General features: G+C 57.8%; 12 protein-coding genes. 6 read left to right on the forward strand and 6 right to left on the reverse strand.

Going from position 1 to position 16615, the window contains the following annotated elements; translation table 11 throughout:
• Positions 1-13: 13 nt before the first annotated feature.
• From LOC68_RS21235 to LOC68_RS21245, 3 genes are all read right to left on the reverse strand, one after another.
• Entirely contained in the window at positions 14-1024 is a 1011-nt protein-coding gene (locus tag LOC68_RS21235; RefSeq protein ID WP_230222461.1) for a GGDEF domain-containing protein, read from the reverse strand.
• Between the two features lie 442 nt (positions 1025-1466).
• Positions 1467-3308 carry a methyl-accepting chemotaxis protein gene (locus LOC68_RS21240; protein WP_230222463.1) on the reverse strand — a complete coding sequence of 614 codons (1842 nt, stop codon included), beginning with the start codon at positions 3306-3308 and terminating at the stop codon, positions 1467-1469.
• 392 nt (positions 3309-3700) lie between these two features.
• Positions 3701-4138 (reverse strand): EamA family transporter, encoded by a 438-nt coding sequence (locus LOC68_RS21245; RefSeq protein ID WP_230222465.1) that lies wholly within the window; start codon positions 4136-4138, stop codon positions 3701-3703.
• A gap of 102 nt (positions 4139-4240) precedes the next feature.
• Here LOC68_RS21245 and LOC68_RS21250 point away from each other — a divergent pair, with 102 nt between their 5' ends.
• From LOC68_RS21250 to LOC68_RS21270, 5 genes are all read left to right on the forward strand, one after another.
• Positions 4241-5602, forward strand: a complete 1362-nt coding sequence (locus LOC68_RS21250; protein ID WP_230222467.1) for an alkaline phosphatase D family protein — start codon at positions 4241-4243, stop codon at positions 5600-5602.
• A gap of 125 nt (positions 5603-5727) precedes the next feature.
• Entirely contained in the window at positions 5728-6996 is a 1269-nt protein-coding gene (locus tag LOC68_RS21255) for an MFS transporter (RefSeq protein ID WP_315858783.1), read from the forward strand.
• A 119-nt stretch (positions 6997-7115) separates the two neighbouring features.
• On the forward strand, positions 7116-7619 hold the full coding sequence (locus LOC68_RS21260; RefSeq protein ID WP_230222468.1) for a MarR family winged helix-turn-helix transcriptional regulator: 504 nt from the start codon (positions 7116-7118) through the stop codon (positions 7617-7619).
• A 109-nt stretch (positions 7620-7728) separates the two neighbouring features.
• Positions 7729-8358, forward strand: coding sequence for an FMN-dependent NADH-azoreductase (locus LOC68_RS21265; RefSeq protein WP_230222470.1), 630 nt, complete (start codon positions 7729-7731; stop codon positions 8356-8358).
• 165 nt (positions 8359-8523) lie between these two features.
• Positions 8524-9015, forward strand: a complete 492-nt coding sequence (locus tag LOC68_RS21270) for an LURP-one-related/scramblase family protein (protein WP_230222472.1) — start codon at positions 8524-8526, stop codon at positions 9013-9015.
• On the opposite strand, the gene LOC68_RS21275 is transcribed toward LOC68_RS21270, so the two are convergent.
• Entirely contained in the window at positions 9012-9437 is a 426-nt protein-coding gene (locus tag LOC68_RS21275; protein ID WP_230222474.1) for a VOC family protein, read from the reverse strand. The two genes, LOC68_RS21270 and LOC68_RS21275, sit on opposite strands and share 4 nt — an antisense overlap.
• A gap of 109 nt (positions 9438-9546) precedes the next feature.
• Positions 9547-12954 (reverse strand): CHASE domain-containing protein, encoded by a 3408-nt coding sequence (locus tag LOC68_RS21280; protein ID WP_230222476.1) that lies wholly within the window; start codon positions 12952-12954, stop codon positions 9547-9549.
• A gap of 409 nt (positions 12955-13363) precedes the next feature.
• On the opposite strand from LOC68_RS21280, the gene LOC68_RS21285 reads away from it, so the two are divergent.
• A complete protein-coding gene (locus tag LOC68_RS21285; protein WP_230222478.1) occupies positions 13364-14935 on the forward strand; it encodes a tetratricopeptide repeat protein in 1572 nt (523 codons plus the stop codon).
• Positions 14936-15016: 81 nt separating this feature from the next.
• Here the strand turns inward: LOC68_RS21285 and LOC68_RS21290 are convergent, their stop codons facing one another.
• A complete protein-coding gene (locus tag LOC68_RS21290) occupies positions 15017-15880 on the reverse strand; it encodes a transporter (protein WP_230222480.1) in 864 nt (287 codons plus the stop codon).
• Between the last annotated feature and the right edge of the window lie 735 nt (positions 15881-16615).

Here is a 16615-nt window from a genome sequence, read left to right on the forward strand (position 1 = left end):
GTCGCCGCTTCGCTTAGGCTCGGCTCGGCGAACCGCTCGGTTCCGAGATCGGAGCGCCGGCGCCATGCAGTTGTTCGAGTTCGCGAACTTCCAACAGCAGCGACTCGGCTTCGTCAATCGACTCCGCTTCGGCGTCCGGATCAATATCCAGGCAGGGAAGAATGCGGGTGCCGTCGTGATAGAAGTTGCAATTGCGACCGTTCGCTTTCGCTCGGTAGAGCGCGGCGTCGGCGCGAGCCAACAGCGTACGGGCTTCGTCTTCGCTGCGAACTTGCGAAAGTCCGCCGCTGATCGTGACTCCCAGTTGCGCCTCGGCGCTGGTCCGCAGCCGCTCGGCGAAGATGCAGGCGCCGTAGATGTCGGTCGACGGCATCAAAACGACGAACTCTTCGCCGCCGTAGCGAGTGACGATATCGGTTTCGCGGACGCAGTTGTCGATCAGGTTCGAGACCTCCACCAGCACGCGGTCGCCATGGAGGTGACCATGCTGATCGTTGACCCGTTTGAAGTGGTCGACGTCGAAGATGCAGAGCGAGAAGGTGAAGTCGTAACGCCCCTTCATCGCAATCAGGTTTTCGAGCGAGTCGTCCAGCGCCCGGCGATTGCTCAAACCGGTCAGCGGATCGGTGCGCGATTCGGTAAAGGTCATCAGCAGGTTGGCCTGCTGGCGAATTTCGTCATAGGCGTTGGCGATCTGCGACGAGAGACGCATGGTGGGGCTCAGCATTTGCTCCGCTTCTTCGCAGAGGTTTTGCCAGGCTTGCGTGTCTTGCGAGTCGCCCAGTTCGTTAATGCGTTCTTTAAAGTGCAGAATGCTGCTTTGGTGCGTCGCCAGATTGCGGCGGATGTCGCGGGAAATGTCTTCCAGCTGACGGATGACGGCTTGAGCTCGTTTCACCTCACGGCGCGCGCGGCTTTGTTCGGCGACAGCGGCGCTGGCGTTGCGTTTCCCTAGGAAATAGCCGATCAAAGCGACAAGCGCCAAGGCTACCGGGACCGGGATTCCGAGCATCCAGTTTTCCATTTCTCGAATTTCCTATCGAGCTGCACTTCAGGCGGTGGGGAGTTTGCCGTGAGGAAACGTCTAAGCGTTCGTGCGATTGCCGACTCCGCGCATGCACAACACGCCGAAAATCACTGCGAAGATAAAAACGTACGTCCAGTCGTTCGAGTCCATACGCTCGATGAACTGCTCAAGGTTTCGGAACGATGTGTGGAGGTATTCGCGCATTTTCGGAATTGCCGGCAGGAATTGCGGAGCCGTCGTCTCTTACAGGGAACTTTACGTCACAAATTCGCCAACGGGTAAAATGCAGCCTCTTGTTGGGGAATTCTCACCGGGAGAATCCGATCGCAGCGATCGCGCCGGTTATACGGCCCCTCCCTGGTCGCGAGGGGTGCGTAAAAAAAGACCGCTTCCCAAAGAAAGCGGTCTTCACAGGTTTTCCGTCATCGGTCGCCGCAGACTAGCAGCGGAACTGGCCGACCATCTTCTGGATCTTGTCGGCCACCCGGGTCAGTTCCAGGCTGACGTCGCGGGTCTTCGCCGAGTCTTCGGCGGCGTCGTCCGCCGACTTCTTGACTCCGACGATGTTGCGGCTGACTTCGGTGCTGGCCTGAGTCGACTGTTCCAGGCTGACCGTCACGCCGCGAACGTTGGTCGAAGCGGACGACAGGTTCCGCGAGATCTCCTTGGTCGCGATGCTCTGTTGCTCGACCGCGGCGGCGATCGAACGGGAGACCGAGTCGACGTTGTGGATCACGGTCAGAACCTTGCCGATCGATTCGACGGCGTTTTGCGACGACTCTTGAATTCGCGAGATCCGTTGGCGAATGTCTTCGGTCGCCGTCGCGGTCTGGCGGGCCAGGTCTTTGACTTCGGTCGCGACCACGGCGAACCCTTTACCGGCGTCGCCGGCGCGGGCCGCTTCAATCGTCGCGTTAAGAGCCAGCAAGTTGGTTTGCTCGGCGATTTCCTGAATCACTTCGGTCACCTTGCCGATTTCGATCGCGGCCTGGCCGAGAGCCGAAACGGTGGTGTTGCTCGCTTCGACCAACTGCGACGCTTCTCGCGACGTATTGGTGGCGTTTTCGGCGTTGCGAGCGATTTCGACCACGCTGGAGGTCATCTCTTCGACCGCCGCGGCGACCGATTCGATGGTGCGATTCATCTCGCGAGTGCTGGTCGAGATCGATTCCATATTGACCGACATTTCTTCGGCGGCGGCGGCGACGCTGGTCGATTGATCCTGCGTGCTGCGGGCGCCTTCGGTCATGCGGCCCGAGGTCGCATTCAACTGATTCGACGAGTTCGACAGCGTCTGGGTGTCCCCCATCAGTTCGCGGACGATTTCGTGAATCTTGCTGACGAACAGGTTGAACGAACCGGCCAGGCGGCCCAATTCGTCGTGCTTGTTTTCCGGCAAACGCTGGGTCAAGTCGCCGTCGCCCTGGGCGATTTCGTCCAGCAGTTTGGTGGTCGCATCGAGCGGAAGGAGGATCGAGCGAGCGATCAGCCAGCCGCAGACCAGCATCGCAACGATCGCCAGGCCGCCGATTGAGCAGAGGATCCAGATGTTTTGGGCCGCTTCGGCGCGGATTTGCACGGCGGTGGCCAGCACTTCGTCGCGAGCTGCGTTGGCTTCGGCCCGCTTCTGGGCGATTCGTTCTTGTTTCGCTTCCAGCTTGGTGCGGGTGCGAGCCAGCGAGGCTTCTTGGGCTTCGGTTACGGCGTCCAATCGGCCGCGGAAGTCGCTGAAGGATTCAAGTCCGTAGCCGTAGTCGCTGGCGTCGCGAACTTCGTCCTTTTTGCTCGGGTCCTGCGCGTCGGCGAAGATCTTACGCGACGCTTCGGCCCAGGCGTTGAACTTCTCCATCAGGCCGTCGTAGACGACTTGGACTTCAGGATCGTTCATTCCTTCGGCCGCCAGGCGAAGCCGTTTGTCGGCTTGTCCGATGTTTTCTTCCTGGGTCGCTTTGGCGACTTCAAATTTTTCTTTGTCGGTCGCAGCGAGAGCCAGCTTCTCGGCGATGATCGCCTGGTGAACGTCGCGATCGGCTTGCAGCATCAGTTCGATGCTTTCCTGCATCTGACGCAGTTCCGGCAGGTCTTTGTTAATGACCGGCAACATTTCGTCTTCGATCAACGGCGCGATTTCGTGGTCGATCAAGTGAACGAATTTTTCGTCGATGACTTGATCGAGCTGCCCCAGCAGAAAGCTGGAAGTTCGCCAGCCAAGACCAGCGATGAAGGCGAGTGCCAAGCAACTGAGCGTTACCTGAACGATGATCTTTCGTTTGATGCTCATGAAACTAATCCCGGACCTTTCGTTTGCTTTCCGTACACGCATCCTCGAATGCGATGTGGAAACATAGGTTTGCATAAACGAAGGCTGGGGTAGTCTCTTTGATAATGCGGAAGCCCGTTATACGAGGGGCAGCAGCTGTATCGGTTGTTCAGTCGCAATCCCCCGATAGCTCTAGCTTCCCGGGCATGCGGAAGAGCGCAGTTTGTGCTTATTCGGCGGCCGAACTTGCCCATTCGTATGCAAATCGTCTTTCCCGGTTCCGGACAACCGCAAGTGCAAAACGAGGAGCCCCCCCAAGAATCAAGCGGATTCTTGCGCTATTCGAGCATGCGAGCGGCGAGAAGGTGGTCTCTTGCGAAACCAGTACGTGCGTTGCCTGAGCCGAAGTCGGCTTAGCGCTTCCAGGCCAACAGCACGACGCCGGCGCCAACGAGCGCGATCGCCAACCATTCGCGCGCTGCAGGGCGTTCTCCTAAGAAAGCAAACGCGAAAATTGCGACTAGCACCACGCTGAACTTATCGACCGGCGCCACTTGCGAAGCTTCGCCCACTTTCAGCGCGCGAAAGTAGCAGACCCAGGAAGCTCCGGTCGCGAGTCCCGAAGCAACCAAGAAGCCAATCGTCTTCGTCGAGAGTTGCCGGGGATCGCTCAGCGCGCCGGTCGCCCAGACGAACCCCGCCAAGACGACCAGGATGACTACCGTGCGGATCAGCGTAGCGTAGTCGGAGTTCACCCCTTCCAGCCCGATCTTGGCGAAGATCGCGGTCAACGCCGCGAACCCGGCCGAGAGAATCGCCCACAGGAACCAGTTGTGCGAGACGTCCATCATTTCCCTCTTGCGGCAAGTCGAAAGAATTTCGTGGTTCGGTCGTTCCACTTATACTAGCGATGTCGACTTCAAACTCCTATCGAAGGCAAACCGGAGAGTCTGATGCACCGTCGTTCCTCGCTCAAGCTCTTGGCGGCTGGGATCCCTCTTTCGCTGGCGGCCAAAACTTTCGGCGCTGATGCGGCTGGTCCCTTTTTCGGCAGCGGCGTCAAAGTGGGGGAAGCGACGTCCGACTCGGCCATCATCTGGACTCGGACCTCCGCTATCGACGAGTGCGACAAAAAGTTCGCCCTGCCTGGCGTCGCGGCGAAGGTGCGAGTTCGCTATCGCATCGACGGAATGCCCGACTCGGAGCGGACGACCGATTGGCAAGCGACCCAGCCGGAACATGACTTCGCAGTGCAGTTTGCGCTCCAGGATCTTACGCCGGGCGTTCGCTATCGTTATGTGGTTGAAGCGGAAAGTGATGCGGGGAAGAATCAAACGGACGGGACGTTCGAGACTGCGCCGACCGAAACGACCGTCGTGCCAATTCGGTTCATCGTCACCTCCTGTCACAAGTATGCGACGATGGACGCTCCAGGCTTGGGGCAAAAGATCTATCGGCCGATGCTCGATCTAGCGCCGCAGTTCTTTGTTCACACCGGCGACATCGTTTACTACGACAACGATACCAAGCCGCTGGCGACCAACGTCGAACTGGCCCGACTTCATTGGCATCGGATGGACAACTTGCCGTATCACCGGCAGTTCTATCCGAACGTCGCCAGCTATTTCATGAAGGACGATCACGACATTTTGAAGGATGACGCGTGGCCAGGGCAGAAGTATGGAGATCTCACCTTCGCCGAAGGATTGGAGATCTTCGACGAGCAGAACCCGCTGGGAGAATCTCCCTATCGGACGATTCGCTGGGGAAAGGATCTGCAAGTCTGGATCGTCGAAGGACGCGACTTCCGTAGTCCCAATCGGATGGCGGATGGACCTGACAAATCGATCTGGGGCGAAGCGCAATGGAAGTGGCTGCAAGAGACGGTCGCCGCTTCCGACGCCACCTTCAAGATCTTGATCAGCCCCACGCCAATCGTTGGTCCCGATCGCCCGAAAGGAAAGAACGACAATCATTCCAACGCGGTCTGGAAATCAGAAGGAGATCGCGCGCGGCGGTTTCTCGTGGAGAACAAAATGATCTCCATCTGCGGCGATCGTCACTGGCAGTACTACTCGGTCGACGAAGAGACCGGACTTAACGAGTTCTGCAGCGGACCAAGCACCAACCAACATGCCGGCGGCTGGAGCCAGGACAACGTTCTGCCGGAGCATCGCTTTTTGCGAGTTGCTGGCGGTTTCCTAAGCGTCGACGTCGAGCGGTCCAACGATCAGTCAGAGTTGATCTTTCGGCATCGGGACGTCGCCGGCGACGTCGTTCATGAGCAGCGATTCGCCGCTGACGGTGAGTCGTAGTACCAAACGCGTCCACCTTTGTTGGGGATCTGAACCAAATTCGTTAGCGAACTGTCTCTTTGACCGACGCCCGGCATCGAACCGGCATAGGCCCTCTCTCCAGTACGCTAGCCCCAACAGAATTCATGGCGACCGATAGCAGCGGCACGACGCTCGCGAGCGACGAAGTCTCACCCGAAATAGCTTCACCCGTCGAAGTCATCGATGCGAAACCGCATCGCACGGAGTTGGTCATCGCGATTCTCGGGGCGCTCAGCATTTCGCACTTGCTGAACGACGTGATGCAATCGCTGCTGCCGGCCGTTTATCCGCTGCTGAAAGAAAACTACTCCCTTTCGTTCTTTCAGGTGGGGCTGATTACCTTCACCTTTCAAGTGACCGCGTCGTTGCTGCAGCCGCTGGTCGGCATGACCACCGATCGCCGTCCATGGCCCTATTCGTTGGTCGTCGGGATGGGCTTTACGCTGCTTGGTTTGAACTTGCTGGCGATGGCCGGCAGTTTTGGCTCGATCTTGATCGCCGCTGCGATGGTGGGGATCGGTTCGTCTGTTTTTCATCCCGAAGCTTCTCGCGTTGCGCGAATCGCCTCCGGCGGACGTTACGGCTTCGCTCAGTCGTTGTTTCAGGTCGGCGGCAACGCTGGCTCCGCGATCGGGCCGTTGTTGGCGGCGTTCGTCGTGGCGCCATGGGGGCAGTTGAGCATCGCGTGGTTTTCGATCGGTGCGATCGCGGCGCTGCTGATCTTGGGATACGTCGGCCGCTGGTATGAGCGGCATCTGAACGACTTGAAAACGAACCCCCGCCGTACGGCCGTCGAGCAGACGTCGACGTTGACTCCGGCCCGCGTTTACGCCGCAGTCGGCGTGCTGCTGTTGTTGGTTTTCTCGAAGTACATCTACCTGGTCAGTCTGAGCAGCTACTACACGTTCTACTTGATGGACAAGTTCGACGTGCCGGTGCAGTCGGCGCAGTTGTACCTGTTCATCTTCTTGGGAGCGGTCGCCGTCGGAACATTGGGTGGGGGACCAGTCGGCGATCGAGTCGGCTTTAAGACCGTCATTTGGTTTTCGATTCTCGGCGTGTTGCCCTTCACGCTGATCCTGCCGTACGCCAATCTCTTTTGGACCGCCGTGTTGACGGTGCCGATCGGTTTGATTTTGGCGTCAGCCTTTTCGGCGATCATCGTTTACGCCCAAGAGTTGATGCCGAGCAAGGTTGGCATGATCGCCGGGATGTTTTTCGGTTTCGCCTTCGGCATCGCCGGGATCGGCGCCGCCGCCCTTGGTTGGTTGGCCGATCAAACCAGCATCGAGTACGTCTATCACGTCTGCTCGTACTTGCCGCTGGTCGGGCTGCTGACCGCCTTTTTGCCGAATCTGGAAGCCCGCGGCTAAGGCCGAAGAAGCTCTTTTTTCATGGAAATCCCCTGGAAATCAGGGATTGGGACCCAATTTCAAGAATCCGGTCAAAAAAAGGTGTTGCAACAGATAGTGGGATGACGTATAAATAGGGCATGGCAAAAACATCGCACAATCAGGGGAACGGACTCGCCGCGGATATCGGCAAACGAACGCCGTTTACGAGCTTGAGACAAGAAGCCTACTTGAATCTCGTTCGCACGCATGAGCACCTCTCCTGTGAGTTCACTCGCTTGCTCAAGAAGCATGGCCTCTCCGATTCGCAGTACAACGCACTCCGTATCTTGCGAGGGGAAGGGAAGCCGATGCAGACGTATCAGATCGCCGAGCGAATGATCACATCGCAGACTGACATCTCGCGTCTGGTCGATCGACTGGAAGCGAGCGAGCTGGTCGAACGCGAGCGAAGTGCTGAAGATCGCCGCGTCGTCTGGGTTTCGCTCACCGACAAAGGGCGGGCCATTTTGAAAAAACTCGACAAGCCGGTCAGCGACCTGCATGAGAAGCAGTTTGAGGGCTTTAGCGACGAGCAATTGAAGTCGCTCGTGAAGCTGCTCTATAGTGCTCGTTCCGACGGGAGCGGAAAGCAAGAGGCGTAACCTCGCCCCTTTTTTTAGTCAATTGTGCGTTGCAACATAGATTGCGGTGTAAGGGAAGTTCAAGGCTTGCACGCAAACTTGAAAACGACAACCAACGGGAAATAGAACCATGGCCAAATTGCTCCATATCGAATCGTCTCCCCGCAAAGCTCGTTCGGCTTCGATCGCCGTGGCGAAGGAGTTTTTGACGAAGTACCAAGAGGCGAATCCGGCGGACGAAGTCGACAACTGGGACTTGTGGTCGACTTCGTTGCCGGAGTTCGATGGGGCGACGATCGACGCCAAGTATCAGATCCTGCATGGACAGGATCATACGCCCGAACAAGCGGCGGCGTGGAAGGGAGTGACCGACGTCTTCGATCGATTCAACTCGGCCGACAAGTACGTGCTGAGCTTGCCGATGTGGAACTTTGCGATTCCTTACAAACTGAAGCATCTGATTGACGTGATCACTCAGCCGGGACTCGCCTTCAGCTTTTCGCCGGAGACCGGCTATACGGGGCTAGTGACCGGCAAGCCGATCACGGTGATTTACGCTCGCGGCGGCGAATACACGTCGAGCGAGCAGATGAAGGCGCTCGACTTTCAAAAGTCGTACGTCGAGTTCCTGCTCGGCTTCATCGGCTTTACCGACATTCAAACCATCCTGGTCGAGCCGATGCTGGCGCCGCCGGAAGTCGCCGGAGCGGCCAAAGATTCCGCCAAACAAAAGGCCGCCGAAATCGCCGCCAGCTTCTAACGAAGTCAACGAAGAGGACGGATCGCTGCACGATTCGGAGAAGAAACCGTCAGACGCTTTGGCGTCTGGCGGTTTTTTGCGTTCAGTCGCCAAGATTTGTGGACGCCAGACGAATCGCCATGTACCTTGAGCGAGCGGTTAGAACATCTTGGCAAAGGAACGTCGGTGAGATACGCGATTCGTGAAAAGTTTTGGACGTGGGGAGACGAATTCTTCGTCTTTGACGAGCATCAGCAGCCGGTCTTCCAAGTCAAAGGAGAAGTGTGGTCGTGGGGACATCGGCTCTCGTTTCAGGATATGCGCGGAAAGGAGCTCGCCTTCATCAATCAAAAGCTGATGACCTGGATGCCGCAGTATGAGATCTTCCGCGACGGCCATCTATTCGCCAATTTGGTGAAAGAGCTGACCTGGTTCAATCCCGAATATCTGTTAGACGTCCCAGGTCCCAACGACTATCAGATCAAGGGGGACTTCTGGCACTACAATTACCAGTTCCAGCGTCACGGCCGCGTCGTCGCGATGGTCGATAAAGCGTATTGGACGTGGACCGACACCTACGGAATCGACGTGGAGGATGGGGAAGATGACGTCGCCATCCTCTGTTCTGCGATCGTGATCGACAAGGTGCTCGACGACGAGGAGCGTCGACGGAATTAGTCGCTACCTTCCATTACCGGCTTGCCGCAGTTGATCATCCAGGGGGCGCCGAAGCGATCGGTCACCATGCCGAATCGATACGCCCAAAACGTTTCTTGCAGCGGCATTTGAACGTCGCCCCGTACCGATAGCCCGGCGAAGACGCGTTCCGCTTCCTCCGGGTCGGCGATCGCCAGCGAAACCTTCATCCCCTGCGGCTTCTCAAATTGTTCCGGCGGACAGTCGGACGCCATCAATTGCGTGTCGCCGATCGTCATGCACGCATGCATGATTTTGTCTTGAAAGTCGGCCGAGACTTGGTCTGCCGAGGGTGAGCCGGCGTGCGGAAAGATCGCTTCGATCTTGGCGCCAAACAGCTCGGCGTAAAACTCAAAAGCTTCTCGACAATCGCCGTTGAAAAAGAGATAGGGGCTAACGTGCATCCGGGGGACTCCTGCGAAGTTATACGGAGAGGGGGAGTCCCGCTATTGGATAACAAGATTGGGGCCGAGAAAAGCGGCGCCGGACAATTATCTTCGGCGTCAGGCCGGATTATGACTTCACCGCTTGCGTTTGCATGGCGGTCATTTGAATGCGTGAGGCGATTTCGATCAGGAACGATTTTCGTTCGATCGGCTTCGTCAAATAGGCGTCGCAGCCCGCGTCCAAGCACTTATTGATGTCGCCGCGCATCGCGTGAGCGGTCAAGGCGATGATTTGTCCAACATAGCCGGCGTTTCGCAGACGCCCCGCCGCCGTATAGCCGTCCATGACCGGCATTTGCATGTCCATCAAGATGACGTCGTACGGAGAGCCTGCCTGCCACGCTTCGAGGGCCGCGTCGAGGCCAAGCTTGCCGTTCTCGGCGATCGTCACGTCGGCGCCAGCCTTGTTGAGGATGAAGCTGATCAGTTTACGATTGTCGGGCCCGTCTTCCACCAACAGGATGCGTCCGCTGAGTTTGATCGAAGCGGCGGCCGTTACCTGCGGTTTCGACGCGTCTTGCGTTTCGAGGGGCGCGCTTACCGAAACCTGGGAGATGTCGCCGGTCGCAACGCCAAGGGTAAACGTGCTGCCGCGTCCCAGTTCGCTCTCGACCGTGATGTCCCCGCCGAGCAACTCGGCGATTCGCTTGGTAATCGTCAAGCCAAGACCGGTTCCGCCAAACTTGCGGGTCGTTGAAGTATCGGCCTGGCGAAACGGCTGGAAGACATGTTGCAGCTGCTCCGGCGACATGCCGATGCCGCTGTCGATCACTTTGAAGATCAACTGTTCGCGTTCAAAGTCGCATTGGGCGGTGACTTTGACGACTCCCTTCTTGGTGAATTTGATGGCGTTTCCGACCAGGTTGAGCAGCGCTTGTTTCAAACGGGTGGAATCGCAGCGGATCGTTTGTGGAAGCTTGCCCAGGCGTTCGAACACCAACTCATTCTCTTGCGAGCGAGCGCGATCGCTCATCAGCTCTTGGATGTCGCGGAGCGTTTCGGCCGGATCCATCGCACGCAGTTCGATATCGAACTTGCCGGCCTCTACCTTGGAGAGATCGAGAATGTCGTTGATCAACTCCAGCAGATGATTGCCGTTTCGCTGGATCGTGCTGACCGCTTTCCGTTTTTCCGCGTCCGGAACGTCCTCTTCCAACAGCATGTCGCTAAAGCCGATAATCGCCGTCATCGGCGTGCGGATTTCGTGGCTCATGTTGGCCAGGAACTCGCTCTTGATCTTGCTGGCGCGTTCCGCTTCCTGATGGGCCATGGTCAGTTCGGAGTTGAGCGATTTCAGACGCGTTTCCGCAGCGCATTTTTCGGTGATGTCGCTCTCGATCAGCATGAAGCCGGTTAGCGTGCCGCTGCTGTCGGTAAGCGGTGCGATTTCAGTGGCGACCACGTACTCTCGACCGTCTTTGGCGTAGTTGACGATTTCGGCGTTGGTGGAGGCTCGCAGGCGAAGTGCGTCGCTAAGACGTTCGATCGCTTCGGGGTTGCTATTCGGGCCGTACAGCAGTTCGCTCGGCCGCTTGCCGAACGACTCTTGCAGGCTATAGCCGCTGAGCCGCGTGAAGCCGTCGTTGACCCATTCAATCTTGCCGGAGACGTCGGTAATGATCACCGCATTGTTGGTGCGACGTACGATTTTCGCCAGGCGTTCCGCTTCTTCGGCGGCGTGCGTCGCCATTTGCTCGCTGACGCGCAATTCGTGCGTCATATCTTCGGCCAACGTTAACGCTCGCGATTGACTCAAACCCATCGCCCAGACGATGCCGGCCAGCAGCAAGCTGAGCGCCGCGCCGCCGATGCCGAAGAACGCCGGCGTTACGCGATCGATTTCCGCTTCGAACGGCGGTAACGTGCTAGTCGTAATGGTCCACTTGCGGCCACCGACCATAATCGACGTGCTGTGGGAGAACAATCGGCCGGCGTAAGCCTCTTCGTCGAAATCCAACTCCGTAGAATTGGTCAGGTGGTCATCATGATCGTAAAGGTGGGTCCGCTGACTTTGCTCATCGCCGTCGAAGATTTCGAAGTCGAGTCCAGCGTCGACCAGATCTCCCATATGATCCAGACTTCGTTCCAGAATGATCGGTGCGTACAACACGCCGGCCAGATCCGTTTCTCGCTGCTCGGGCGTTTGGGGGTTCGTCCCGTTCTTGTAGACCGGAACGTAATAGAGGAAGCCCGCGCGAATCACGTCGTCCTGCAGCAGATGAATCATGCCGGTAATGGTCGGCTCTCCGGAGCGAATCGCCTTTTCGATCGCCGTGCGGCGAACGTTTTCGGAACCGACGTCGAAGCCCCACGCGCGGCGATTGGCGTCGAGCGGGTAGATGTGTTGGATAATGTACGCAACCGGTTCATCTCCCAGCGAATGAACGGCGAAGTCAGGCGCGTTGTCGGCTCGTTCCAACGCGACGAACTGGTCGATCTCGATACGAGGAACTCGCTTGATCATCCCGAAGCCGATGGCGCCGGGAAACTCGGCCGGCAAATCGCGAGACTGGACGTAGGCCTTGAATTCGTTCCGCTCGACGCGTTCGCTTCCGGTGTACATGCCGCGGGCTCCTTTGAGCCCATAGATGCAAAGGTTGGAGCGGCGTTGGATTTCGTCGCTCAGCAACTCGCTGCGGCGCAGAAACGAGGTGTAATTGGCATAGTGAATATGTCGTTGCGAATCGCGAACCAGGAAGATTGTCACCAGCAGACCAACGGCCAGCGTGATGCAGACAAGTCCCGCCAGGGGGCGTGCGCGGCGAAGCTCCTTCTTTAAGAGCATGGGATCCTCGACGGTCAACGCGAGGTTCAAGCCGCGCCGAGTCAACAAGACGCCTACCGAGATCGCTGCGAGCAGCATCGCGGTATGGATCGCCGTTGTCGAATAGAGATGGAGATCTCGCAGCACCGTCGCTCGGCTGAGGAAGAGGGCGATTCCAACGACGCCAATGACGCCGCCGCCGATCGTACCGGCCATTCCCAAACGTTTGACGGGACCACGCCAGAAAACGAGGCCGAATCCCAGCAGGATGATGCCGAGCGCCGATCCCGGCGACATCAGCCCCGGCGTTTTCCCCGCAGCGACCGACGCCGGATCGTCGCACAGTAGCGTAGCGATTCCAAGATCGATCGCTGTGACGTCTTGCACCAGGCTGGCGATTCCCAGAACGATCGCCAGCAATGCGACGAACTTCGGGAAATAGTGGAGCTTGCTTTGGGAGCTGATCGCCTGCGTCCGCAGCAATCCGGCGAAGGCGAGCAGCGCTAAGCCGATGGCGGTGTTGACCTTCATCGTCGGCAGCCCGTCGATGATCGAGCGGAGCGACTCCCAGCCGGCCGGCCAGGCGGCCAGCACCATCAGAGAAACGCCAAGAGAGAGGCAGAGCAAAACCCGCGCGGCGATGATCAACCACGCCGCGTCGATCGTCGACGATGCGCGGCGCTCGCTCGGTTGGCTTGGTTCGTTTGGCATCTCTACAACTGCCCCTGATCGTCGACGCTATGCCCGACGACTGGAAACGGGGGGCCCGCCGTGATCTCGCGATCAAGGAAAAACGGAGTGCGCCCCGGAAAATTTAGGTTGTCGGTCTGCGATTGCGGGCTCTCGCAGATGCGAACTACCGCAAGATTCGTCGCCAAACGGGGCGATGGTGCGGTAGAAGATGCAAAATCGCCACACATCCACCCACAGGATTTAAGGGGTTTCGCCCCAAAGGTTTGGTGCGGTTTTCAGGGAAACAAAGCTAGTTGCAATCAGCGCAAGTGCCTTCGAGTAATAAGGTTGCGCGATTACTGATTCGCCTGTAAATTTTAGTTTGGTTATGGCATTTCACGTGATATCGTAGAGGGGCCCCATCTCCCTCTGAATCGTGGAGCCAATCATGAAACTCTCTGTTCACGACCACGCGCGTCGGCTGTTGGTCCTGTCTCTGGTGGGGCTTACTCTCCTTCCCACACCGCTATTCGCTTGTCTTGATGAGGCGCCGGTGCAGCAGGAACCGCTTGAACTGGCGTTTCTGCCCGATCGCCGGATGCCGGCGGAATTGCCAAAGCTCGATCGAGCGGAACTCCGCCGCGCTCGCCTGCGCGGCGACGTTATCGACCTCACCAACCTGATGGAGAAGGAAGGGAAGACTGCTCCCCGCTTTGCGAAACGGGCCGAGATGTACGCCGAGCTGGGGCAAACGGCCGACGCGGTCAATGACTACGACGCGGCGATTGAGTTGGAGCCGAAGAGCCTGGCGTATCTCGATCGGCGAGTCGAGCTGAATTACGACTTGGGGAAGTACGAAGAGGTCGAAGCCGACCTGACGAAACTGATCGAGTTGGATGCGACCGCCAAGCGTTATCTTGATCGCGGCAACTTCTACCATGATCGTTGGAAGTTCGACCCGGCGATTGAAGACTACTCCGCCGCGATTAAGTTGGATCCCAATCTTGGCGAAGCGTACGCGAAACGCGCCCACATGCGGATTCAAAGGGTCGGCGGCAAGTATCGAAACGCTCCAGGCTCTGTCGAGGATCTGGAAAAAGGGCTTGAGCTCGATCCCGATCAGATTCAGCCGCGCCGTGATCTTGTCTTGATCTACATTTCGCAATTCAAATTGGAGGACGCCGTCAAGCAAGCGACGGCGATTCTCGACAAGCTCCCCGATGATCCTTGCGCTCGCCACTATCGATCGAAGGCGTACCGACTGCAAAAGAAGTTTGACTTGGCGCTGGAGGACGCCAACAAGTTGTTGCAGAAGAAGCCTGACGCTTCGAAGTTCCTGGTGGAGCGGGCCAAGATCTACGAAGAGATGGGAGAGAAGGAAAAGGCGCTCGCCGACTATGAAAAGTCGATTGGCGCCGATTCCAAGAACTTCGCAACCTACGCTCAATACGCTCGGCACCTGCTGAACAACAAAAAGTATGAATCAGCCGTAGCGGCTTACAAAAAGGCGATCTCGCTGAACGCATTCAGTCAAGGCGTTCAATCGGAACTCTACGCCGAGATGGCCAACGCGAATTATTGGCTCGGCGAACTCGATGAATCGGAAAGGAACTTCGCCAAAGCGAGCGAACTCGATCCGACCAACCTCTTCGTCCGCTACCAGTTGGCCGACGTCATGTTCCAGCGGAAGAAGTATGACGAGATGATCGAAGTCTTTACTGATGCGCTCGAGTCGCATCCGCAAATGCCCGATACCTATCTCCGCCGAGCTCAGATCTACGCGCTCCAAGGGAATTTCGAAGCCGGCTTGGCCGACGCCGACACGTTCATTTCCAAGTTCAAGTCTTCCTCAAAAGGCTATGCGATTCGAGCGAAGATCCTCCGGAAAAAAGGGGATGCGGAAGCTGCCAAAGCGGACGAAGAAAAGGTGGCCCAGCTGAAGGTGAAAGAGGATGCGAAACGACTAGAGCAGAAAAAAATCGAAGCCGAGCTCCGCAAGAAGTACAACATTCCCGAATAACGCTCAGCTCCTGCAAATTGATCGTCAAGCAGGTCGGTCGTCGCAGTCGCGGCGGCCGACTTTTTTCTTGGGTACGCGGTCTTAGAACCGCACGCCGCCGCCGAAGTTGCTGAAGAAGTTCGGCGACTGGTCGTTCAGGCCCCAGCCGACGCGGACGCCCAGCTCAAAGTTGGGCGTGATCAGGCAATGGATTCCCGGGCTGAAGTAGTGCTGCGTGCTTTCCATTTCGCGTCCTTCAGTGAAGACGCCGAAGTATTCGGCATGCGCCTTCCAACGCTCGCCGACCGGAACCTTTAACACCGTGGAAGGCGCCCACGTGTTGAAGTGATCTTCTTCCAGGCTGCTGGTCCCGTACCGCAAAGCGGAATCCCATTCCCATCCTTCGCAAAACTGCCAGCCGGCGACGTAGGCGGCGGAAAAGTTACTGTCGTTCGCTTCGCCGCTGGTCGGCGTGAAGCCTTGCAGGATCATCGCACTCCGCGGACGCCAGCCGCACTGCTGCGTCAATTGGAACTTGCCGCCGTACAGCAAGCGGCTTTCCCGTTCCAGCTCCGAAGCTCCCTCGTCTTCAAAATCATCCGGCACATTGCCCGATACCGGGTTGCCCGCGCCTCCAACTTCATAGTTCCAACCGATCCGCAGCTCGATGTTGTCGGTCAGGCCGATACGGCCAACCAGTTCCGGAAAGCTATGCGTTTCTTTGACCCCGCGGTTATCAATGAACGTGTAGGCCGATTCGATCACCGTGTGGCCATAACCAACCACGCTGGTCGCCGGCGTGAACGAGTCGCGGTCGGTCTCGATCTCGTCCTCTCCCTCGCCTTCCCCTTCTTCCGTGCGCGCAAAGGCCCGCTCCGCGATGCTCTGCAGCGGATACTGAGCGTAGACGTTAACGGTCGTTCCCAGGATGCTGAGAACCAATAAGCCGATGTAGGTTCGTTTCATCACAAGGCCAGGCGAAAGAGATGGGGCGAAACAATAGGGCCGCATCTCCTTCGTTCGACGCCCCCGGCCAACCAACTTCACCACCGACAGCGGGGACGACAAACTTCCCACGATCGGGGTAACTGGTCTGCTAGCATGTGCCCCTGGACTGGACCGGGCCGCCACAAAAACTAGCCCGCAGCGCAAGCAAGGGAATGCGTTCGCCCAGGAAATGACGAATGTCGAAGCTCGAATGACGAATCAAGCACGAAGCGTCGTATTAAGAACGTCCAGGGTGGACTCGACCGCGCACTTTTTTCACACGAACCGCAAACCTGACTCGCACAATTCGTTCGTACTCGAAGGAACAGTGGACTGGATCGCGCACTTTTTTTCCAAGCACCAAAACCCATCAACCAAATCCGATGGAGTGGACCGGACCACACGTTTTTTTTTTCGGGCGCCACGGCTCTGTGAGCCGTGTCTTCTCCCCGGGAGTGGACTGGACCGCGTACATTTTTTTTCGCCTCAGACGCCAATCGGACAACAGCGCGCCGAGCGCCAATGCTCACGCAACCGCGCAGCGCATTCCAACACCCGACCGAGCGAATCAAAAACCAGCAGGCGCGAAGAAGCGTCCCCGCCGCCCAAAACCCTCGTCCCTAACCGAGGCCGCAAGGAAAATCCGATGCCCCAGCGATTGATCAGACGCCGAGCATCTCCAGTCGCCAATTTTCCCAAAAGTCGAGCAATCGA

The sequence above is a fragment of the Blastopirellula sediminis genome, assembly GCF_020966755.1.
In the GTDB taxonomy this organism is placed as follows: Bacteria; Planctomycetota; Planctomycetia; order Pirellulales; family Pirellulaceae; genus Blastopirellula; species Blastopirellula sediminis.